21 protein-coding genes are annotated in these 21,144 nt (G+C 45.4%); 7 read left to right on the top strand and 14 right to left on the bottom strand.

The genetic code is table 11. The features are described from left to right. Positions 1 to 227: 227 nt before the first annotated feature. Positions 228 to 845, top strand: a complete 618-nt coding sequence (locus NR177_RS17580) for a Fic family protein (RefSeq protein WP_256853326.1) — start codon at positions 228 to 230, stop codon at positions 843 to 845. On the opposite strand, the gene NR177_RS17575 is transcribed toward NR177_RS17580, so the two are convergent. From NR177_RS17575 to NR177_RS24045, 5 genes are all read right to left on the bottom strand, one after another. Further along, complete coding sequence (locus tag NR177_RS17575; RefSeq protein ID WP_256853325.1) at positions 842 to 1,012, bottom strand: hypothetical protein; 171 nt, start codon at positions 1,010 to 1,012, stop codon at positions 842 to 844. The genes NR177_RS17580 and NR177_RS17575 overlap by 4 nt on opposite strands. Positions 1,013 to 1,222: 210 nt before the next feature. Beyond that, positions 1,223 to 2,536, bottom strand: coding sequence for a restriction endonuclease subunit S (locus NR177_RS17570; RefSeq protein WP_256853324.1), 1,314 nt, complete (start codon positions 2,534 to 2,536; stop codon positions 1,223 to 1,225). Continuing rightward, complete coding sequence (locus tag NR177_RS17565; RefSeq protein WP_256853323.1) at positions 2,529 to 4,163, bottom strand: class I SAM-dependent DNA methyltransferase; 1,635 nt, start codon at positions 4,161 to 4,163, stop codon at positions 2,529 to 2,531. Before NR177_RS17565 ends, NR177_RS17570 begins: the two co-directional genes overlap by 8 nt. Then, positions 4,157 to 7,255: a type I restriction endonuclease subunit R gene (locus NR177_RS17560; RefSeq protein WP_256853322.1), complete on the bottom strand. Its 3,099-nt coding sequence runs from the start codon at positions 7,253 to 7,255 to the stop codon at positions 4,157 to 4,159. Before NR177_RS17560 ends, NR177_RS17565 begins: the two co-directional genes overlap by 7 nt. A 535-nt stretch (positions 7,256 to 7,790) precedes the next feature. Further along, a complete protein-coding gene (locus NR177_RS24045) occupies positions 7,791 to 7,889 on the bottom strand; it encodes a hypothetical protein (RefSeq protein WP_372340344.1) in 99 nt (32 codons plus the stop codon). Between the two features lie 28 nt (positions 7,890 to 7,917). Here NR177_RS24045 and NR177_RS17555 point away from each other — a divergent pair, with 28 nt between their 5' ends. Next, on the top strand, positions 7,918 to 9,807 hold the full coding sequence (locus NR177_RS17555) for a DUF262 domain-containing protein (protein ID WP_256853321.1): 1,890 nt from the start codon (positions 7,918 to 7,920) through the stop codon (positions 9,805 to 9,807). 231 nt (positions 9,808 to 10,038) lie between these two features. On the opposite strand, the gene NR177_RS17550 is transcribed toward NR177_RS17555, so the two are convergent. The 3 genes from NR177_RS17550 to NR177_RS17540 all read right to left on the bottom strand — a co-directional run bounded on the left by NR177_RS17550 (position 10,039) and on the right by NR177_RS17540 (position 13,581). Then, positions 10,039 to 11,511, bottom strand: coding sequence for a hypothetical protein (locus tag NR177_RS17550; RefSeq protein WP_256853320.1), 1,473 nt, complete (start codon positions 11,509 to 11,511; stop codon positions 10,039 to 10,041). A 657-nt stretch (positions 11,512 to 12,168) separates the two neighbouring features. Beyond that, positions 12,169 to 13,272 carry a hypothetical protein gene (locus NR177_RS17545; protein ID WP_256853319.1) on the bottom strand — a complete coding sequence of 368 codons (1,104 nt, stop codon included), beginning with the start codon at positions 13,270 to 13,272 and terminating at the stop codon, positions 12,169 to 12,171. Positions 13,273 to 13,380: 108 nt separating this feature from the next. Further along, positions 13,381 to 13,581 carry an AlpA family transcriptional regulator gene (locus tag NR177_RS17540; RefSeq protein WP_033770002.1) on the bottom strand — a complete coding sequence of 67 codons (201 nt, stop codon included), beginning with the start codon at positions 13,579 to 13,581 and terminating at the stop codon, positions 13,381 to 13,383. 310 nt (positions 13,582 to 13,891) lie between these two features. Here NR177_RS17540 and NR177_RS17535 point away from each other — a divergent pair, with 310 nt between their 5' ends. After that, positions 13,892 to 14,431 (top strand): hypothetical protein, encoded by a 540-nt coding sequence (locus NR177_RS17535; protein WP_105099850.1) that lies wholly within the window; start codon positions 13,892 to 13,894, stop codon positions 14,429 to 14,431. Between the two features lie 42 nt (positions 14,432 to 14,473). Here the strand turns inward: NR177_RS17535 and NR177_RS17530 are convergent, their stop codons facing one another. The 5 genes from NR177_RS17530 to NR177_RS17510 all read right to left on the bottom strand — a co-directional run bounded on the left by NR177_RS17530 (position 14,474) and on the right by NR177_RS17510 (position 17,515). Continuing rightward, the gene (locus NR177_RS17530) at positions 14,474 to 15,403 is read right to left on the bottom strand and encodes a site-specific integrase (protein WP_105099851.1); all 930 of its coding nucleotides are present in this window, start codon (positions 15,401 to 15,403) and stop codon (positions 14,474 to 14,476) included. A gap of 46 nt (positions 15,404 to 15,449) precedes the next feature. Further along, complete coding sequence (gene radC, locus NR177_RS17525) at positions 15,450 to 15,902, bottom strand: DNA repair protein RadC (RefSeq protein WP_256853318.1); 453 nt, start codon at positions 15,900 to 15,902, stop codon at positions 15,450 to 15,452. Between the two features lies 1 nt (position 15,903). After that, positions 15,904 to 16,365, bottom strand: coding sequence for a hypothetical protein (locus NR177_RS17520; protein WP_306278043.1), 462 nt, complete (start codon positions 16,363 to 16,365; stop codon positions 15,904 to 15,906). A 123-nt stretch (positions 16,366 to 16,488) separates the two neighbouring features. Beyond that, on the bottom strand, positions 16,489 to 16,908 hold the full coding sequence (locus NR177_RS17515) for a DUF2787 family protein (RefSeq protein ID WP_256853316.1): 420 nt from the start codon (positions 16,906 to 16,908) through the stop codon (positions 16,489 to 16,491). A 232-nt stretch (positions 16,909 to 17,140) separates the two neighbouring features. Continuing rightward, positions 17,141 to 17,515, bottom strand: coding sequence for a helix-turn-helix domain-containing protein (locus NR177_RS17510; protein WP_256853315.1), 375 nt, complete (start codon positions 17,513 to 17,515; stop codon positions 17,141 to 17,143). Positions 17,516 to 17,705: 190 nt separating this feature from the next. Here NR177_RS17510 and NR177_RS17505 point away from each other — a divergent pair, with 190 nt between their 5' ends. Genes NR177_RS17505 through NR177_RS17495 form a run of 4 tightly spaced genes read left to right on the top strand, consistent with a single transcriptional unit; the run spans position 17,706 to position 19,184 of the window. Further along, positions 17,706 to 18,233 carry a hypothetical protein gene (locus NR177_RS17505; RefSeq protein WP_256853314.1) on the top strand — a complete coding sequence of 176 codons (528 nt, stop codon included), beginning with the start codon at positions 17,706 to 17,708 and terminating at the stop codon, positions 18,231 to 18,233. Between the two features lie 12 nt (positions 18,234 to 18,245). Then, a complete protein-coding gene (locus tag NR177_RS17500) occupies positions 18,246 to 18,605 on the top strand; it encodes an acyl-CoA dehydrogenase (protein ID WP_256853313.1) in 360 nt (119 codons plus the stop codon). Beyond that, the gene (locus tag NR177_RS24040; RefSeq protein WP_372340343.1) at positions 18,602 to 18,832 is read left to right on the top strand and encodes a DNA translocase FtsK; all 231 of its coding nucleotides are present in this window, start codon (positions 18,602 to 18,604) and stop codon (positions 18,830 to 18,832) included. The genes NR177_RS17500 and NR177_RS24040 overlap by 4 nt, the downstream gene beginning before the upstream one ends. Positions 18,833 to 18,851: 19 nt before the next feature. After that, the gene (locus NR177_RS17495) at positions 18,852 to 19,184 is read left to right on the top strand and encodes a hypothetical protein (RefSeq protein WP_256853312.1); all 333 of its coding nucleotides are present in this window, start codon (positions 18,852 to 18,854) and stop codon (positions 19,182 to 19,184) included. A gap of 116 nt (positions 19,185 to 19,300) precedes the next feature. Here the strand turns inward: NR177_RS17495 and NR177_RS17490 are convergent, their stop codons facing one another. Beyond that, positions 19,301 to 20,965, bottom strand: coding sequence for a hypothetical protein (locus tag NR177_RS17490; protein WP_256853311.1), 1,665 nt, complete (start codon positions 20,963 to 20,965; stop codon positions 19,301 to 19,303). Between the last annotated feature and the right edge of the window lie 179 nt (positions 20,966 to 21,144).

Raw genomic sequence — 21,144 nt, 5'->3', positions numbered from 1 at the left:
AAGAATGAGATGAACAAAGCAGCGCACATGGACTTGAGCACCCACACCCCAATGATGCATTGGTGTGTTAACACTGATTAATAACGATTATTCCCAACCAGAGTATAAAAACTATATTTTAACCTACACTTTTGTAAATATCTGATTTTACTTATATTGTTTACTGTCCCCATCCAGCGTTATAATCCCTCTGTTTTTCCATATCTCTAATAACACAGGGCATCTCCATGAGCCGATACCATGTATCCAGCAGTGAAGGCCAGTATGAGAAAGACTCTGGCGAGCAGATTTTAGCTAATAAACTGGGTATCGCAGCTTCCGATGAGATGGATGAAGCAGAACTGGTCCTGTTAGAACAACTCTACCAATCCGTTTTTGAAGACCAGTTCCCGGAAGGACAACTCAGCGTAGCCATGCTAAAAAGCTGGCATCGCCGCTGGCTAGGTAACATCTACGAGTGGGCTGGACACGAAAGAACGGTCAATATCAGTAAGGGCGGTTTTATGTTTGCGCCCTCAGCGCAGTTGCCAAAACTGCTGAACGAATTTGACAGTAAGTACCTGGCTCAATTTACGCCGTGTAGCGGCATGGACGAAGAACAACTCATCACCGCTATCGCCATCACCCATATCGAGCTAATACTTATCCATCCATTCAGAGAGGGAAACGGGCGCCTGTCTCGACTATTAGCCGACGTGATGGCCGTTCAGGGAGGATACAAACCGCTGGATTATCAAAGCTGGGAGCAAAACAAAACCCAGTATATCTCGGCTATCCATGCAGGCATATCAATGGACTACGAGCCGATGAAGCACTGGGTCAATGAGGCATTAAGAAGGGGTTAAACCGCAAGACGTAAATGAGCGAACTTTTTGCGCGTCGCTTCAAGGGAAGCTTCGATCTTCTCGGAGGACTGCCCTGTTTCAACAGCCGTAGATGTGGCTACCGAGCGAACGATGTCAGCGCGAGATGGCTTAGCGTAGCTTGCCTGAGTTGTTGGGGTTTTGCTCATAGTTACTCCCGAAAGCAGAATCTGGGCGGAAAGTCATCGTACAGGCATTATACCAAAATTTCCAAGCGAATTCTCTCACGTCTCTCAAACACCCACTTAATACCTGGTCAATGAGTATAAATGCCTTAGAAAAAGGATGCAAAGGGGTAATGCTGCGGCAAGCGAGGCGCTATTCGGATCTGGAGTGCGCCTCGCAAAACTCGGCGGGGATTATTTGACCGTAACCTGCCCGCTCATCAGTAGAGGAAGGAGCCAGTCGCGGAGTTTTTCCAATTCCGCATTCTCCTTAAGATTTTTGTGTTTTTTCTGGTATAGCGGTACCATAATGTCATGAAAGCTCTTAACGAGATCTTTTTGTGGAATACATACATGATGTTTATCAACAAAAGAATCAAAAAGTAAATTTTTTATACCACTAGTCTTACCTTCCCAACCAAATAATATTCCTTTGGTGTAAATGTCATTCCATGCGTGAGCAAAGTTATAGAAATACAAATTATCCTTGAGGGTAATTGCCTTACAAAAATTAGAACATATAAGTGGGTGAGCGAAACGGTCCAACACTTCCTTCGTAATAAAGGTCATCCGTCCAGTCGATTGTGTAGGACTTCCACCAGAAATTTCAATAACAAAATCGTAAGCGGATAACAATTTTTTTTCGTTTTTTCCAGAGATGTATCTGACTGGCATTGAAATATTACCATACCCATTAAGACCATTAATATCAGCACCTCTGATACAATTTACCTGAAGTGTATAACTTCCTTCTCTATTTTCTTTTCCCCAATCTCCAGTTTTATCATCAGCAATCCAACCCGATAAAGTATCTACACTCCAACCCGCCGGAATTTTATGTTCTAGCATGGCGTTATACTCCATTTTCCCGCCGGAGGTTTTATACGGTTTTCCATTGGCATCAGGGAAATCAAACTGTACAAACCAATAGTCGTACAGCATTTTCGCTTTCGCTTCCAGTTCAGTGTTAATGCGGTTGTTAAGTTCGAGTTTATCCTCAATTACATCCAAAAAATCAACGATCTTCTGTTGATCTTTCACTTCAGGGAGCGGTGCCTTAACATCATAGATTCTTTCTGGAGAGGTATGTTTAACCTTTGAACCAGACGATGTAAGCCTGATTTGTTCTCTAACTGTATTTGTTCTAAAAAGATAATAAACATAGTCTTTCAATAAATATTGCGGGTTTGTTTTTATTAACCCTAATCGTTGATTATGCAGATACAGTCCAGACTCTGGAACTCGGGCACAGCTACCAAGCAAACCAGCGGCTTGTTCCGTCATAGCAACAATCACATCACCTTTGCTATGTATGTACTCTTCTGGAAATTCTCCAGTATAAAACTTTTCTTTGCCCTGCTGTCTTTTGAAGCCGCCAGCATCATAAAAATTCCCCGGAGTAAGCACAATAAATTCTGTTTTTTGCTCTGAAAAGAATTCTCCCTTGAAAGGAAAACCATGTTTTATATTAATTTTCCCTTTCAACTTCTCAATAGGCCAATTACTCATATTTCAGCCCTGCCATCTGTTTTTGAATCTCCGCTTCTAACTCACGTGACTGGCTAAACATATTCTCCAAATTGTCAGTAAACCCTTTCATCATTGCGGCAAACTGTTCTGGCGTCATATCGGTGTATTCAATTTTTACGTCAAAATATTGCCCGGGACTGAAGGAGTAATTTTTCGTAGCGATATCGTCATAGCTGACCACTACCGAGAAATTCTCTTCGCTCCACTTACTGTTGAATACTTCGCAGATACGCTGCTCTTCTTCTTCGGTCAGTACCGTCTTCTTATTTTTGCCGTCTTTGACTTTTTCACCTAGATTCGAGGCGTCGATCAGCACCACTTTTTCTTTGTTGTTGGCGTCAATAAACAGGATCGAGACGTTAGTGCCGGTGGTGGCGAAGATATTCGATGGCATGGAGACTACACCTGCCAGCATCTTATTTTTCACCAGATGTTCACGAATGCCTTTATCAATGCCCGACTGCGCGGTGATAAAGCCAGTCGGTACTACGACCGCCGCCTTGCCGCCTGGCTTCAGCGAGAAAATGATGTGTTGCAGGAACAACTGGTAAATCTCCATTTTGTCCCTAGCTTTGGCTTTTATTTTGGGTATCCCGGCAAAGAAACGTTGCTGGTTTTCCTTGCTATCCAAATCGTCGCGGAAGTCGCTAAAATCCATCTTAAATGGTGGGTTGGAGACGATATAGTCAAAGTGTTTCAGCGAACTTCCGTCCTTGTGGAACGGGTGAAGAATGGTGTTACCCTGAATAACGTTGGGAATGGAATGCACCAGATTGTTGAGGATCAGGTTCAGGCGCAGCAGACTGGAGGATTTCTGCGAGATGTCTTGAGCAAAGATGCTGCAACGATCTTCTCCGATGGCGTGCGCTACATTCATCAACAGCGTACCAGAACCGGCTGACGGGTCGTAACAGCTTACGTCACGTACGATGCCCTGCTGCGCTTTCGGCACCAGAATTTCCGCCATGATGCGCGCCACGGCGTGGGGTGTGTAATATTCAGCGTATTTGCCGCCGGAGTTGCTGTTGTAGTCTTTAATCAGGTATTCAAAGATAGTGGCGTAGAAGTCGAATTTCTGTGTAAAGATACGCTCGAAACTGAAATCGGCCAGTTTGTTGATGATGGCGCGGCAGAAATCGTCACGCTTTGATTCATCGGCGATGTACTGGCTGAGGCGTTCAAATAGCACCACTTTCGCGCCACCGTCAGTTTTCACAGCGAAGACTTCGTTGTTGGCGGCAGCGATGTCCATCAGGGTGTCGTCGAAGGTGGTGGCGAAATTCGCCTCATTTTGACGATTGTATAAGTACTGAATGAAGTGATGCGGTTTCAGACGCGCGGTGTCGGCGCTCATCTTCAGTTGCAATTTATCCCGCTGTTCTTCGCTCATCTGGTTGAGCGAGACTTCCCATTTTTCAGCGCCAGCGACGCTTTTATCCACCTTTTTGGCTTCAAAAGCGAACTTGTCGTTCAGGAATTTGTATAGGAATGCCTGAGTGATGATTTTGAATTCGTTACCATCGTTGCCCAGACCATAGTTCGCACAAATGCTCTTCAGACTATCGATCAAGGTTTTGGTTTTGTCTCTAAATTCCAGTTCTACCACGTACGTGCTCCGGTATTAAATTCGTTCAGGTATTCCGCCACAATCAGGCGGTTGACATCGCCAGCAGCTTTCGCACTTAGGGTGATCTTCTGCTGATTTTCAAAGTGTTCCAGCACGCATGACACGATCTGGCGTTCAAAGTAACTTTCATTGTTTAGTATCTGACTGTTATTCAGCACTTTTCCATCCGCATCCTGCTTGACGCCGAGCAGTGCTTCGAAGATTTTACGCTCTGACTCGCTTAGGCCACCGTGCTCGCGCAGGCGTTTGTGGGTTCGCGTGTATTTCACATCGCCTCGGTATTTCTGACGCAGCAGATTGTTCTGACGGTTCAGCTCTTTAATGCGGTCATGAATTTTATTGAGTGTGCCGATATTCGCAACCATTTCTTCCTGCGAGACTTCGCTGAGTTTCTTTTTCTTGAACAGGCGCTCCAGTTCGTCTTTCAAGCTAACAAACTGCGGGTCCTGCTGGTCGAAGTTGGCAGCCAATGCTTCGCGGGTACGCCGCAGCGTCTCTTTCAGTTCATCGGCCAGTACCAGCTCTTCTTCGCCCACTTTATGGAATTCGAAAATTACTTCTTCCAGCGCCCGGTTCAACAGGCCGGATAGGTCAACACCCTGTTCCAGATCCGCTTTCAGGTTGAGTAGGTCGAGACGGTGGCAGGCTTCGCGGTAGAGGATATTGAGTTTGTTGAAATCCAACGACTGGAGAAATTCAGTGTTGCCCTGGAGGCGGATCAGATTGTAAAGGCTGCGGGCGTCGGCCAGCGCGTTTTTCAGCGCCAGCGCGGTTTCCCGATTGTGAATCTGGTTTATCTGATCAGTGAAGTTTTCCGCGTTTTCCGTATCGAAGCTGAACAAGACATCTTTAATGTGTTCGATTTCTTCGCGGATCTCTTCTGCCGATTTAAACAGTCGGGAGTAGTGCTCCATTTCGTCGCCCAGTTCGGCCTGTAATTCTTCAAAGTAGGCTTTGTTGGTGGCGTCAAATTCCTGGCGGATGTCGGCAAAGTCCACCACGTAGCCGTAGCGGAAGTGATTGTAGGTTCGGTTGACGCGAGTAAGTGCCTGGAGCAGGTTATGCTTTCGAATCACGCGACCAAGATAGAGTTTTTTCAGCCGTTTAGCGTCAAAGCCGGTAAGCAGCATGTTGTAGACGAAGAGCAGGTCAATTTCCCCCGCTTTGAATTGCTCCACCCACTCTTTGCGTTCCTGCTTACTGCCGACGTCGTGCAAGATTAAAGCGGCGCGTTTGATTTTCCGCGTTTCTCTGACGTGCATCTGGTAAGCGGTAGCGGGTTCTGCGGCCTGTAATACAGGCATTTCTTCTATTAATTCATCGGCGACGGTGGGTGATTCGGCGAAGTCAGTGTTGAATAACTCAAACATCTGTTTGGCCTGTTCAGAGCTATCGCAAATCACCATGCCTCCGATGGTGCCATCATTCAGCGCCCCCCGGCTTTTGGCAAAGTCGGTAACGATGTAGTTCAGCATCGGTTTGACGAAGCTGGGATGAGCATAAATGTATTTGCGATCCACATCGCCCATTCTGACCTCCACATCTTTTAGCGCCTGTTGCAGGATCATCCGGTAGTTGGTGGCGATTTCTTCGCGAATCAGGCGCAACGTATAGCCATCAGCAATAGAGGCGTTGTAATAGTATTTGTGGATGTAGCCGCCAAAGAGGTCGCGGGAGTTATAGTCCGTTCCCAGCAAAGGCGTACCTGTCAGGCCAATTTTGATGGCGTTGGTGTCCGACTGGCTTAAGTTTGCCAGGAAGCTCCCTTTGGGATTGTAGCTACGGTGGACCTCATCGAGGAAGTACACACGCTGAATGTTGATGTCGTAGTCTTTGGTAGTGACCACGTCCGGGTCATCGCGGAATTTCTGGATGTTGACGACGGTGATTTCCGCTTTGCCGTGGTGGTTATGCAGCGCCTGTGTGGCTTTGATGTCACGGGTGAAAGCTTCGCGTGAGTCGATAAGGTGAACGATTAAGCCACGGGCGGTAAATTCGCGCTGCGCTTGCTGGAGCAAATCCAGACGATCAACAATAAAGTAGAACTTTGGGATCACCTGCTGATTCTGGAAATAATCCTTCAGGAATCGAACATTGTAATAGGCCAGTGCGGTTTTTCCGCTGCCCTGGGTGTGCCAGATGATGCCTTTTTTCACGCCAGCGTTGAGTTTGCGCTCAATTGCTTTGGTGGCGAAGAGCTGCGGGTAGCGCATGATGTGTTTCTGGAAACCGCCCGGCTCAGCGACGTACACCAGCGCATAGCGCAGGATAAATGCCAGCCGATCCCGGCTCAACAACGCGGTGCAGAGACGGTTAGTTGGTCTGTTGTGATCTTTGTTGGTCTGAAATTCCTGGTTGGTGCGGATTACTTCAAGATTGTTATCTTTCAGAACCGCGATTTCTGTTTCTTCTGACAGCGGTTTTAGTAAATTGGTCAGGTTGAAAAGTTCTTCTTCGCGGAAGTAGTTGAATACCGGGTTACTGTAAGAACTACTAGCGTAGAATGCCCCTTGGATCGGCTCCGGATCGCTGTCGTCATACTCCATGTTGTTGGAGAAGATCATGAACTGGGTGATATTGGCGAAGCGCTTGAATTTGGGGTTCTTAAAGCGCTCGTTGATGCGGTTGCGCTCAGTAAAGATCCCTTCGCGATTGTTGGGCTTTTTCACTTCAATAAAGATTAGCGGCATGCCGTTAATCAGTAGCGTGATGTCCGGGCGGAACTCTTCATCACCGTTTTCACAGGTCAGCTCGGTGACGACATGGAAGATGTTATTGTTGAAGTTGTCGAAGTCAATCAGTTTGATGCCAGAGCGGTCGCTAAGTTTTTCGAAGAAGGCACGGCCCAAGTCGTCGTTATCGAGAAGCAGCGTAAAATCTTTTAACAGGCGTCCGATATCGTCGGGTGCGATCCCGGGGTTTATTCTGCCTATCGCTGTGGTGAAGAGGTCAGGGAAGATGTTGGTTTCTTTATCCCAACGTTGTTCTTTCAGAGACAGGTAGCCGTATCCCAACCGTATCAGGTGGAGGATGACGGGGATTTTTACCCGAGTATCTTCATTGAATTTCATCGTGTTCCCTGCTTTTTGTTTTTATCGCATCTCAGGCCATGCTGCGCTCCACAAACCCAGAACGGCTGGCAACAATGTCTGATTGATCGCGCCTATGTTACACCCTCTCTGTTAGCTGCCCGAGTAAATTTGTTGCGCTTCACTCGCAACGATAATAATCGCGCCATACTCTGATATTTTTTTGGGAGTGACACACACAATTTGTCAGAGCATGCCCGTAATTCCTGATCTTCAAAAAGCAGTCGAGTTGCTCATACATTCCCAGCGATAGCTTCAGGTCAGAATGATGCGGCATGAATCTGGCTGCTGAAAAGATGCATAAAAAGCCCCTAAAACCCTACAGAGCCGCCGGACATCCCTACACGTTTATCGCGATGGATAAAGGCGTTCGTCTGTAGGATAGTTTTGCGAAGTACGCCGCCGCTTTTTTAATATGTTCCGTTTGTCCTTAACCCGCTCAACTCCTTATTAAGCCCTAAGATCTCTTGGAGGCCGTCTAAACGGACTTTGTTAGCAGAGGAATCAGCGCCGAACTTTACACCCAGGCATAAAGACTGTGCGTTGTGATATCAAGGCGAAGGGCAACATCTAAAATGTTAGAGTCGTGGTCAACAACCAATTTAGCCGCTTCAATTTTGAACTATTCAAGATATAGGTAACCCATGAAATCCGAGACGCTAAATGTCCAGCAAATCTTTCAGGATCGCCGTCAATACTGCGTTCCCTTCTACCAACGTGCATACGTATGGACACAACGAAATCAGTGGTCCGCCTTACTGGAGGATATCACCGAAAAAGCACAGGCCCGTTTATCAGGTATAAAACCAACCCCACATTTCCTTGGTGCAGTGGTACTTGAACCACAAACTAAGAGCGGCTTGCTGGGTGTTGATACCCTGCATATCATTGATGGTCAGCAACGATTAACAACCCTTCAATACATTCTTGCGTCTATCCGACTGGCTCTTTGTGCAATTGATCTTTCCGATTTAGAAATGCTTGTATTGCCGTGTCTGAAAAACACAAACGAAGCAACAATGCGAAATAAAGAGGTTGAACGCTTTAAGTTGTGGCCGACATTTCGTGATCAATCTCATTTTATTCAAAGCCTTAACGTTGACCATGTTGATGATCTCCGCAAGGTTTTCCCTGATAGTTTCACGTTACATGGAACACTGCGTAAGCATTTTAACCATCCTCCTTCACTGGAGGCGTTATGGTTCTTTAGTCATGCCTTTATTGAATGGATTAGCGCCGAAGGTCGCTCCTTACAAGAAAATGCTATCGCGCTGATTGAAGCTGTCCTAACAGACCTGAAACTTGTCAGTATATCTCTTGAAGCCGAGGATGACGCTCAAATCATTTTTGAGACATTGAATGGCCGTGGGGCTGAGCTTCATGCGACGGATCTTATCCGTAACTATATTTTTATGCGTGCAGAGCATGATAATGTTGATGCCGCTGCATTGTATGAAAATGATTGGAAACCCTTCGAAAACCCGTACTGGACAGAAAAACAACGCCGTGGTCGCATCAACAAACCTCGTCTGGAGTGGCTAATTCACTCCACGCTACAAGCAGAAAAGCAACGTGAAGTAGACCTGTCCCGCCTTTACAATGAGTATCGGGACTATGTAGGCAAGGAATCGTCGTCACGCCGAGCTGATCAGCAGGTCGAACTTCTCAATCGGTATGCTTTGCAATATAAAGAACTGATTGGTGGAGTGGGTACAACGCCTATTGCATGCTTTGGTCGTCGCATCGCCGCCTATGACATGACCACGATTTATCCACTTGCGTTACTCATCTCAGTCGCTAGCATCCCTGATACTGAAAAAGCCGCCATGTACAACGATCTTGTCTCGTTTGTAGTGAGAAGAGCGGTGTGTGGCCTGACTCCAAAGAACTATAACAACGTGTTTATGAATGTCTTGCGTCACTTAGCTAAAACCAGCATTTCCAGTGCTGAGTTGCGCAGCACCCTTAATAGCCTTAATGGTGAAGCCGCACGTTGGCCCACTGACTCAGAGTTTCTTAATGCCTGTATTACTGCACGACTTTACCCAGGCAGGCTCGATGCACAGAAGATTCGCTCAATGCTGACCGAACTTGAGGGAGAACTTCGTCGTCAGGTGAAGACTGAGGAGCCGGTGGTTCCAAATCTCTCCAGTCTCGATATTGATCATCTAATGCCTCAAAACTGGTTTTCACATTGGCCTCTAAAAGACGGACATACCGTGACAGATTCAGACGCTACTGCAGTAAATCAGATTGTTTTGGCCGGTGCAGAGCTAACATCCGAGCAACAGCGTGTCTGGAAGCGGCAACAAGCGATCGCTACACTGGGAAATCTGACCTTGCTTAACCTCAGCGTAAATCGTTCGGTCCAACACTCTGCATTTCTTAGGAAACGGGATGGTCTCATTACCCATACTAGCCTACGCTTGAACATACCATTGATAATTCTGGATAAATGGGATGAGGATAAGATTTTTTCCCGGGGTGAGTTGTTGGGAAATGCTGCAATGAGGGTGTGGTCGAAAGTCGATTAATCATCGTTTTCTTCCTACGTAACTCTATGTCGGCTCTTAATGTCAAGAACCGACATTCAACTATGCGAGTTGAATGCCCTCATTTCAGTTTGGCAACACTGTTTTAAAGTTGGACTGGATTTAGCTCTTTGCCAGTGAATATTGACGTTTACCCCTCAATAAACGCCGACTTGCCTGATCTCCTAGCTATACACATCATTTTATAGCCAAAGTCTTACTAAGTGACTCCCCTTAATGCTTTTTCTCAATCAAAAGGTATGGGTGGGACCAGTCTGTTACTTCTTCATATGAAACAAACCCATCGTGCTCCAGTGCGCAAACGCCCTTATGGCTGGCTACGTAATCGTATACAGCCCGGCTTTCAAGCCCCTGTAACATGTGCGACAACAGCTTGCGGCGCATAACATCTGACTTCCAACGTTTACCCTTCTTCAGATCTTTATAAGTAATGTTGAAGGGTTGCCCTACCGCATTGGTAACACATTTACCGTAACGGTTGGTTTTCGCTGTACTTTCGTAATGATCTAGCAGTAAAGCCAGATCTCGCCGTAAAGGTTTCAGAAGGCGTTTCCATCGTTTCAGCACTCGTTTAGCTTCTGCCTTACCTAGCTCACGGTTCAACAGGCGTCGGGTACTGGACTTTAGCGATAATGAGACGAACCCGGCATTGAATACGCTGGAAAACCTGAATTGCTTCACCAGCTCCTCCGCAACACGTAATACCCGGCAGATATATTGAGTTTCCAGAACTTCCAGCGACTCGGCCAAAATGCCAATACTCAGCAGCTCATGTCGCAGTATCTCAAGCTGGCATCCCTTAATGTCATAATTAACACCACGCGCCAGACACGCCCACTTCATTTTAGAAGGCAGACTTTGAAAGCCAGTGCCAATCTCAAAGGATCTCCCGCCAATGTACGCAGTCTTATAAGATTGCCTGTAAGAGACCGTCAACGGTGACTCCTTCACCAGATCCACGCCCGAATCAGCCAGTCGTGACAGGAAGTTGAAGATGAATATTTTGTTCTTCTTGGTGGGGTTTTCGTTATAGTAATCCAGCAGTGCATCCAGATTGATTTCAAGCGGCTCAAGATTGTTCCACACTCCCACTACCAACTCCCTGAAGGCAGCGTTAGGGATATCGCGTTTAGACTGCTTATGTTTGGCACGCTGCCCACGATCAATGGCAACGCCGATCAGTTCATCAAATGAGTGACTTTTACGCTTTCTGAAAATGTCCGTCAGATAATGGTAGCGATCCTTACGACTAAGGTATGCCTCTCTGTCGGTGCCAAACAACTTCCGCAGAAAACGCTTAGAAATAGTATATTCCCGGCATGAACTTTTAGCATTGGAATAACCGGTTAGTTTAATGATTCCCGCCTTTTCAAGAGCCTCCATTGCACGCTCATGGGTCGGCCCACTTTTCTTAAATACGCCGGGAAGTTTCTCTCTGCCCAGTTCAAATGGTAATGGCACAGAATAAGACCATTTCTTATTCGCCTTAATCTTTGCTTTTCTCCTGTTCTTACGACTACAGGTAGCGACACAAATAACGTGCTGAAGAAATACTGCTATATTACGATAAAATGGCCGTTTTAGGCTTGGCACACCATTATAAGGAATACTGAAAACGATCGTCTTGAAGTAATCCAACGTTGAATCTGTCACAAGGATATTGTTATGCGTAATGTATGGCTTCATAATTCACCTGTATATCGAGACCAGAGCACAATGCCCTGACCCCATTTATTTACAACTGAATTACTCAAACCTTACGTGAACCCAACAAGGTTCAGATGGTTATTAGATGATAATAATATTGGAGGCTGGTGCCTCATGATAGCTGATACTGGATAATGGCTATAGTATGTAATGACATATATACAATAATATAGAGATAGAGTGTATACAGAGCATGTTACACACTGCTATATATCCTGTAGATGCAAATAACGAATAAATATCAGCTCAGCCAGAATGGGATTAGCGGATACGTAAAACGCTACCGGTTATTAAGCGATGCAACTACATCCCGGTAATATTCAATAGCGGTTGTAGACACATGTTATTTTCTGAATTTAATTCTTTTGAAACCTCAACTTTGATAAAAAACGCAGCTACTTACCAATGTCAGAATCAGGGAAAGCCATCGCCGATTTTGCCCTACCATTGTACGAGGTGCTGATTTCAGGTTAAACCGTACCTGTAGTTAGCCGGTTAGCCACAGCAAAATCCGACAACGTTGGACGGTCAAAAGACGGTCATTTCCCAGATTTAATTTTCTCCTGACCTTTTTAGGCTTGCCGTTGAACAACTCACAGATGAGGATGCAGCATCCCTGCCGCAATGCCATGGCGCTTATTTCCCGCGAGATTTAAGCCATTTTTTACGGATGTCAGGTTGCCAATACTGCGGCTGTCCCAAAATACCCAGCTTCTCGACAACCAGTGGAAGTTTATGCCAGATAGCCTCTGCATCAAACAAGTCCACCAGATACCTTTTCATCACCTTATCTACTCGTTTTTTAGCTGCCTCTTTGCTCGGACTAACAGCCCTGCCATTCAACTCACTGGCCGGACGGAACGTTTTACGAGCACGGGGGACAGTCATACGTTTCAACCGTTTGGCAAAGTCTGGATCCAGCTTGCGATCCCTGATTAGCTTACGGTCATAGAATGCCAAACGTGACACCAAATTCTCCATTTGCGACAGGTTACTCAGCATCAGTTTTTGCTTACCTGGAGACAGACGCAGCTCCAGACGTAAAAAACACTCATGCTGGCTTTCATCCAGTGTTAGCTGAGCTGTTGCCCGACGTTCTTCAAGGCTTAACTCAGGGGCGTTCACTTTTTCGTATATCGAAGCTACGACGGTGGTAGCCCCTAGCCGCATACCCTCCTGCTTGCCATAAGGATCATTGAAATCACCATCATGAACTTTGGCAAGACCAATCAGAAAGTCATGCAGCTTCATCCCCATCACATCCAGCGCGTAATGGATGGTCGTGACCCATGAGTTACGCAACCCCTGGTACAGATATTTACCAATACGGCTTTTGCGCCCCAACCAAATGAATAAGTCGCTTATCTGTTCAGCTAGATAGTGTTGGGGGCTTAATTCCATTCGCACGGCACCGCGTTTCTTGTTTGTTGGTCCAAAGTAGATCATCAGTAGAACTGGGTGATGTTTAGACTTGTTTGCTAGACGGATTTCAATTACCCAGCGGTAGAGACTATCGCACTCATCCTTGCCTGCGGGGCGAAACCTGACCTGATAAGTATCGTCTGATTCAAGCTGAAATAAGCGATCTACCATCACCTGATTTTCCTGCTTGTCGAACAGGTCAGTTACCCAGGCAATTTTGTCGAAATGTCCATAACATTGCTGTCCTACGTTACTGCATTCCAGTGATACGGCGTATCCCAGTGAATCAACACGTTCTCTATTAAATGTTTTCATCATAATCTTTTCCCGGTGGCCAGTAGCCCACCAACAAGAGGAAGTATCATTGATATTGCTATGTCCTCTATAGGGTTCGTTGGGGGCTATGTGAGGGTTACACACATGCGCTTAGAGTTGCGCGTTGATACCGCGTGACTGAATCCACTCCAGTACGTCATTGAGTCCCCAGCCCACTGCGCGTCCACCATCGCCGGTCAATTTTTTCCCTGCCTTAAAATCTCCTTTTTCGATAAGCCTATAGAGCGTGGCTGACGAAATTCCGGTTAAATGAAGAACTTCTTTTTTGCGGAGAATACGGTTGGTGTTCATGCTTTTGCTCCTTTGAGCTGTTTCAGGAGCGCTGCTATTTACAACCACAAAAACCGTATTTTTTCGTACAAACCAGACTTTTTTTCGTGATAATCACGGATGAAGGTCATTTTTGTGTATTGAAGAATCGTGATTATCATGGGATGATTCTATTTATCGTGATAATCACGATATTGCTACCCAGGAGAAGTGTTTGCAGTAATCACTTATGCAAAACACCGATTGTGATACCAGTAGACCGTGATAATCATGGAATCAGCTGGGAATATTTAGCTCGTAAGATCCTTGTTCAATTTCAGGAGATGTACTCATGCCAAATGACGATATGATTTCGCAGCAACCAGCGCAGGAGAAAAAAGAAAGGGAAAAGAACCTCGACAAAATGAGGCAGAAAAAAAGAAGGGAATTAGTAGCAAAAAAGTTTGGAAAGATTGTACCCATCCATATGCTGGAAGAGACCAAAGCGCGACTGGAGATGATTGCTAAAAAAACAGCCATAAGTCGTAAGGAACACAATGCCGCAGAGAAACGAAGCTCGGTCATAGCTGAACTGGTTAACCAGTACTACATAGATAATCTCTTGGCTTACGAACATGAAAACTCTGAGTTGGCATACAATACTTATAACAAGATATGGCAGGCTAACTTTCAAGGAAAGCCTGCTGATGTAATAGCCAGACAGCTCAACAAGGCTGGCACCCGCATACCGTATTTTGATGATAAAAGCGGTAAAATAGTTGTTGAATCAGGAAAGTGGAAAAAAGACGATATTGAAACGTTTTCCGACACAGCTCTTGTTATAAAAATGATTGAATCAAATGAGAAAAACACTAAAAGAAACGCTAAGTAGGTTCAATATATTCAGGCCCAATCACCGATAAACGCCATCATTTTACCAGCACCGCAATCGCTGCGATGCTTTGGCTTTCATGCCATCATCACGATAGTCATAGCGCGTCGTGGTGGATATGTCGCTGTGGCCTGCCAGCTGGCGGACGGTGTTGATATCCACGCCCTGCTCCAGTAAACGTGTGATGAAGGTGCGCCGCATGTCATGTGGGGTGAAACGTGCAATACCTGACGTCTGCTGTAAATCAGCCAGGATGCCCGTTAACCCGGTTGTTGTCAGCGACTGACCGACTATTTTATCGTTACGCTGAATTCGGCTAAACAGCGCATTTTCAGCTTCGTTTGCGCTGACTTTAAGCCATGCGCGGATAGCTTTATCCACTATTTCCGCCACGTGAATTTCACGGTATTTCCGCCCCTTCCCTTGCCTCACCGTCAGGATGCCGTTGCCATAGTCCAGGCGCTCAAGTTTGACCAGTTCCCCGGCCCGCAGGCCAGTTCCACAAAGCGTCAGCACAATAGCGGTATCACGACAACGCCTTACCGGTTGCGGATGCTGTTTTGCAGCCTGAATCAATGCCCGGATTTCCTGCTTGTTTAACGCCCTTCCCTTGCGTTGGACATCACCGCTAACGCGCTTAACTGACCGAATACGTGTCAGTGTTTCGGCATTCATGCAATTCAGGTTAAAAGCAGTCTGCGCTACGCCCCTCAGCGCTGATAATGCCATGTTGACCGACGACACGGCGTAACCGCCATCCAGCAGTGCTGCACGTACTTTAGCAACGGCGGCGAAGTTAAGTTGCTCCCACGGGTAGTGATCTGCATCCGCACCGCGTTTAAGTATGCTGGCGCTGCGGTTTAACAAGCTGGTGATACCCCGTCGTCCCGATGGTGCCAGACCGCTGATATACGCATCGAACACGGTGGTTTGCACCACCGGCACGATCTGACGTAACGCAGCCCCGCTCATGCGTATAACCCGTGATAACGTACATTAAACCAAGTAACTGTTCGCATCAGACCAGACCTCGTTCAGCCATCGATACTGTTTCAGCGCCAGCAACGATAAAGTGATCTAACAACCGCACGTCCAGCATCTCCAGCAGCCCCTTCAGCTTTTTAGTCAGCTGGATATCACAACGGCTGGGTTCAGGCTCGCCGCTTGGGTGGTTGTGTACAAGGATGGCTGCGGCGGCGTTATATTTCAGCACGCGCTTGATAACTTCACGAGGGTGAACGCTGACCGAGTTTAGCGTACCCCTGAACAGGATTTCGCGGTGCAGCAGCTGATTCTGATTATCGAGCAGGATGATGCCAAACTCTTCATGTTCAAGCGGTGCCAGCTCAACCATTACGCACCGTCGCACATCATCAGGGGAACAGAGTTGAACCCCACGCTGATAGTACCGGCTGATAATTTGGCACGCCTGATCAAGGATGCGGCTTTCACGAGTGGTAAACATCGTCATGTCAGAACTCCCGTTCAATAAAATAGATAGCATCTGCAAATAGCTGGCGGCGAGTCAGACCAGTGCGCAGTGAGAAGGCTTTACGTGGCATAGCGGTGCGCCCGTTACTGTCGAAGAACCAGAGAGTTTCCTCGTCCATTTTGACCAGAAGTGACCAGTGAAACTGATCGCTGAGAAGGATGAGGCGCGAATGGTCAGTGACGTCCAGAAACCGCCTCACCTCCCTGAAAAGTCGTCCGTCTGCCAGCCCCTTCTTTCCAGCAAAGGGTTTGGTTATTTCAACCGGGAACTGACGGCTGTAATGGCCTTTCTGCAAAACCTGAGCCATCAGCCAGTCGAGGCGATCTTCCTCAATTCCTTTGGCTAGCCATTCATTTAAAGGCCAACGCTGCTGATAAGCCTGAGTAAGCCGATTCATTAGTGGGCGTCGCTTAACCTTCCCGTCGTATAACCAGCTCAGCATATTAACCAAGCAATAAGCGCCGCAAAGACTGTCCAGTTCTCCCTGTTGAGACGCACGTATCCCTCTGTTTGCAGTCACAGATAATGTCTCCGTTGTATTTAATGATTAATCAGTGTGGTGGGATTAGCTTTCCCAACTGAGGGTGAGAGAGTAGACCTTCAGAAAGTGATAGTGGACAAAGTTACGCTGCCATAGCTCAAAAATGTCGCGCCCTTCTCCTGGATGTAAATCACCAACAAAAGACTGGAATACATAACGCTGGCTCCAGCTAGAATCAATATCTTTTTCAAGCTCAGGGTAGGACTCCATATATTTTAAGTCGGTGATGTAATCGAAATACCATTCATCGTTTCTGGACGTCAGTCTTATCTCTACAGGATGGTAACCACCGTTTTCAGCACTGTAATTGACATCTTTGAATAATAAAGTGACTGCCCGAGCATTGGGACTGACGGGTGGCCTCCTGGATATTTCATAAAATATAACATTAATTAACTCCTGACTTACGGGCAGAGAAAGCCCTTCCTGACGAATAATATTCATGCGTGTTTATTCCGGTAAATACATATTGGGTTAATAACTATATTGCAATCCACTACCCCCCATTTTGAACGCTTAGATGATAAGCGTCCTCCCGACAGAAGGGATATAGAATGAAGTGACACATTAGTTATTAGTTCGGTGTATCAGTGACTGAGTAATATTACACTATCCAGTAATGACATTTTACCAGGAATATACATTAAGAGCAAATAGTTTCACTTGGGAACTAATTTTACTTTGTGAATTCATCAAGGAATAAAATCAAACTTTTCTTTTTATCATGATCGAGTTTCATCCAAACTTGATCGAGTCGTTGCTTTAGTTCCATATCGTGGCCTGTCACATAATTAGGTTGCATGTCATCAAAGTTGAAATCATCCATGCAGTCAATAAAGAACCAACTTATCGGTGTCTTTAAAGCAACCGCAATTGTGATCAAATGAGCAATATTGATCTTATTTGTCCCGCGCTCATAGCGAGAAAGTTGTTGCTGCGAAATATCTATAGACTCCGCCAGCTCAGCTGCGGTTAATCCTACCTCCTTACGTCTTGCCTGGATACGCTGTCCTACCAGCTTATCCGCTGAGTCTGCTACGAGCTTAACCATTACATAATCTCCAGAACTTCCATAAAAGGAAGTCTGGGGCCTTTTTACTCTTGCATGAACATCACTAATGGACATAAAATCACTATAAATCCCATTTATAGACCTGTTACAGAAAGAAAATTGGCTAATCAGGTCTTTAACGCGGCTTGTCACCCCACGTGTTGATAGGTGGCTGGTTAGGGAGAGCATTGTGGCAACCAGCATTAGTGAAATAACAGACTGCTTTGAATACTTTTTCAGCTCCCTTTACCGGCGCGAATTTGTCAAAACATTGCGTCTGAATGAATGTAGCGAGCGTGAACTACTCCCATTAGTACGTTGCTATTTACTGGGCTGGTTTGCGGATAACGTTTCGCCGGAAGTAAAAAGTAAACTACCAGGAGCGGTATCCGGTCATGGTTTCATTGATTTTGTCATTGACAATGTGGCAGTTGAGTTTGCCGTCCGTAAGCCAACAGCAGCTCGTTCCAATGTCTCCGCAACCGTCAATAGCACTGAGGTGAAGAAATTAATGAAGCACGGTGGCAAAGCCCTGCTTGTCCTGTTCGACTTCTCTATCACACCCTACTCGGAAGCTCAGATTGAGGCTTTTCGCGACTGGCCTTCTCTCGGTCGTGGCAATCACAAAAAGTCAGCGTTTAATGTCGCCTATTTTTATGTAGAAAAACGCAGACCGCTGACATTAGGTAAAATCACCAAAAATATTCGTATTAATTGACAAGGAAAAACAATGAAAAGAGTCATTTTAGCCACCCTGCTATTGAGCACATCTACACTGGTTAACGCTGCGGAATACGTTAAAAAGAATGGATATCTTGAAATAACGAATCATAAAGCGTCAGCCGAGTTTTCAATTAACTCATCAACACCGGATGGCTCAGGTGTATGCAACATGGAAGGGAATGCAAGTGCAATTTCAGCTAGCACGGGGCAGAGAAAACGCTGGCTTTGGAACGATTCGTCAAGCCAGTGTGTAGCTGTTATCAGTGAATTATCGACAGGAGGAGCGACAGTTATGACTAAAGGGTGCGAGGATTACTGCGGGAGTTCAGCGACAGGCACTATGGATGGAGTGTATGAACCAAAATGAAAGAAAGCCAGAATATATTCCCTGATACAATTAACATTAATGAAATAATCAAGACCAAAAATGATGCCCCCAACGACCTACTGCATGAACAGACTCTTGAGTTAATTATTAATGAGGGGTTAAAAGTCGTCAAGGTAAGTACTGTACAGCATCATTTTCGAATAGGTTACAATCGGGCCGCAAACATTCTTGATAAAATCAGAAAATCAAATAAAAACTTTGATTAAAAATACAAGAGAAAACCACATGTTAAAAATCTTCATTACTTTAATTATTGCTTTTATTCTCTTTGGGTGCAACGAAGACACACCTAAGTGCAGCAGTACCGATGCAAAGAACTTAGTTATTGATATCTCCCGTAAGGAGATCGAAAAATCACTAAAACTGGATGCGGACGTATCAATTTCCGTCAATAACGTCAGAACACTGAATCACGATTCAAAGTTAGATGTGTATCAGTGTGCGGCTGATCTGACATTCACTAAGCCGTATTTAAAGCAAGATATCCCCATCACTTATCGTATTCAAAAGACTGATGAAGGGAAAGGTCAGTTCTACATTAATGTTTACGGGCTTTAAATTGTAAATCGCTGCTGGAGATATTTAAAAAACGCCCCAGTCAGCGACTCTGACTTTCACCTTAAAAAAGCTAGGTTATTTGACAGACTCCATTCATATATTGCTTTGGGGGTGCGTTATAAATTATCGTCGGTAGTATTTAGGGAAAGCCTGGCCCACAAAGGTAGAGGGAATGGTGTGTCTATAGGCCATGGAACATCCCCAGATATACCTGAATTGCGCTGAAAAATGATCCATTTGTATGTCGTCAAATCTCCCCGTTTAGCACCACTATTTAAATAATTAGGTATTTTTTTTATACGCTCCATGGCCTGCTCAAGTTGGTCAAGATCTTGCCAACTGGCCATTATCGTCATGGCCAACGGTTGTAATTCTACAAACGTATCAATGTGCTGACTGGTCTCCTTTAAACATGCTTCTACCTCACATTGGTTTTCTAGGTTTGACAAGAATGACTTCTCAATAAACCACAAAGAATTAATGTTGTGAGTAAGTGAATAGTAAAAAAGGTGCGTAGTGATGAGAGCTACGTCCTTTGCGCTGAGCTTTTGAGGCAGTCCTTTCAGTCGCTTCACCAGTAGCTGCTCACTAAACATCCCCTGTCGGTGTCTCGCATCCAGTGCAATAATTGCCCCGACATAACGTGGAAGCTGGTCAAATGCGGTAATCAACGGTGTTTTGCACTTTGTGAACCAATTTGCCAATCGATCAAAGGCAAGTGCATAGTCTTCCGCCCGAGTCTTAATTCGCCAGATGCTATGCCAATCACCCGCAGCAATATCTATGATATTGCTTCTGATTCCCTCCATTACACGATCGATTTGCCCCAGTTCAAGTAGGCTCTTTAACAACGCTGTTTCGATGTTAAGGCTGACTTTATTTCCCTTACGCTCAGGACAACATACTCTCTGCATAACGCCAGGAGGATCGATGGTAAGATTTTGTTGGGATTGAGGGATGCTGGTCATAGCAAAGCATGCTCTTACTTGGTGGGTCAGCTCTAACATGACTTCCGCTTTCAAACTCTGCTGATACTCCTGTTTATCAACAGCGTCTGGGTAATCTTCAAAAAACTTAAGAAACTCAAGCCCTGAGCCAACATTCAGACCGGCGCGATACATTAATGCTATATCGCTGCTATCGAACTGCATGAGATGTGGATGATGGTTTAAATTAAGCAAATTCTTCAGCGCTTTGATAGCACAGGCATAATAAAATTCATCATCTAGCGGTTTTATTGCTAACAGTTGTTGAAACAAACCGATGGGATTAGTAAGCGCGATATAAATCGTGAACCAGCTATAGCATGGGAGGTTTCCACCTTCAAATGAGATACCTACTCTTTCCATTATGCGTAGGAGATAGTTACAGTCAGTAGAAAGTGCACTACCATCTTCATTCTCTGCATGTGTTAGCAATTGCTTCACTACGGCCACGCTTCCTTTGCCCTTATCGAGTAGCGTAGTTACCAGTTCCGTGAGTTCCCATGGCGAATTATCTTCTCGGTTGTTAGCGCGCTGCCGGGACAACTCAGAGGCATGCGCAAGCAACGATACCCTGGCAAGTGCGCCCACGTGATGAGGATTGGCCTCCTGACTGTAACAGTGCTGACGACTGTATATGGCTAAAAGCAACACTTGTTCCCAAGCAAGCTTTTGGATGAGTTGGTAATTTTTACGTATTTTTTTGTGATCAATATCAAGTTTGTCAGTTAAAAATGAAAAAAAAATCATATTATCACTAACTATCCTACTCCCCGATTGATCCTCTCTCTTACCCATATACGAAGGCTCCTATTTTACGTTCCCTTTTTACCTACATAACCACATCATATTATAAACTTATTAAATTCACAAAACACTTAAGGGATAACATAAAAACTTATTTCAATAAACTTATCCCCAAAGAAAAGTTCAACTGCAAAATTTTAATAAAAAAATAATAGTTTACTACCTTATTT

The organism is Pantoea sp. Fr+CA_20 (assembly GCF_024520835.1).
GTDB lineage: Bacteria > Pseudomonadota > Gammaproteobacteria > Enterobacterales > Enterobacteriaceae > Pantoea > Pantoea allii.
This window is presented reverse-complemented; position numbering and strand designations above follow the sequence as displayed.

Coding starts and splice junctions, on each gene's coding strand:
- NR177_RS17510 (WP_256853315.1), bottom strand. CDS start 17,515: ATGGTTAAGCTCGTAGCAGACTCAGCGGATAAGCTGGTAGGACAGCGT.
- NR177_RS17555 (WP_256853321.1), top strand. CDS start 7,918: ATGAAATCCGAGACGCTAAATGTCCAGCAAATCTTTCAGGATCGCCGT.
- NR177_RS17535 (WP_105099850.1), top strand. CDS start 13,892: ATGCCAAATGACGATATGATTTCGCAGCAACCAGCGCAGGAGAAAAAA.
- NR177_RS17570 (WP_256853324.1), bottom strand. CDS start 2,536: ATGAGTAATTGGCCTATTGAGAAGTTGAAAGGGAAAATTAATATAAAA.
- NR177_RS17490 (WP_256853311.1), bottom strand. CDS start 20,965: ATGGGTAAGAGAGAGGATCAATCGGGGAGTAGGATAGTTAGTGATAAT.
- NR177_RS17560 (WP_256853322.1), bottom strand. CDS start 7,255: ATGAAATTCAATGAAGATACTCGGGTAAAAATCCCCGTCATCCTCCAC.
- radC (WP_256853318.1), bottom strand. CDS start 15,902: ATGACGATGTTTACCACTCGTGAAAGCCGCATCCTTGATCAGGCGTGC.
- NR177_RS17495 (WP_256853312.1), top strand. CDS start 18,852: ATGTTAAAAATCTTCATTACTTTAATTATTGCTTTTATTCTCTTTGGG.
- NR177_RS17520 (WP_306278043.1), bottom strand. CDS start 16,365: ATGCTGAGCTGGTTATACGACGGGAAGGTTAAGCGACGCCCACTAATG.
- NR177_RS17580 (WP_256853326.1), top strand. CDS start 228: ATGAGCCGATACCATGTATCCAGCAGTGAAGGCCAGTATGAGAAAGAC.
- NR177_RS17545 (WP_256853319.1), bottom strand. CDS start 13,272: ATGATGAAAACATTTAATAGAGAACGTGTTGATTCACTGGGATACGCC.
- NR177_RS17515 (WP_256853316.1), bottom strand. CDS start 16,908: ATGAATATTATTCGTCAGGAAGGGCTTTCTCTGCCCGTAAGTCAGGAG.
- NR177_RS24040 (WP_372340343.1), top strand. CDS start 18,602: ATGAAAGAAAGCCAGAATATATTCCCTGATACAATTAACATTAATGAA.
- NR177_RS17550 (WP_256853320.1), bottom strand. CDS start 11,511: ATGAAGCCATACATTACGCATAACAATATCCTTGTGACAGATTCAACG.
- NR177_RS17540 (WP_033770002.1), bottom strand. CDS start 13,581: ATGAACACCAACCGTATTCTCCGCAAAAAAGAAGTTCTTCATTTAACC.
- NR177_RS17500 (WP_256853313.1), top strand. CDS start 18,246: ATGAAAAGAGTCATTTTAGCCACCCTGCTATTGAGCACATCTACACTG.
- NR177_RS17575 (WP_256853325.1), bottom strand. CDS start 1,012: ATGAGCAAAACCCCAACAACTCAGGCAAGCTACGCTAAGCCATCTCGC.
- NR177_RS17530 (WP_105099851.1), bottom strand. CDS start 15,403: ATGAGCGGGGCTGCGTTACGTCAGATCGTGCCGGTGGTGCAAACCACC.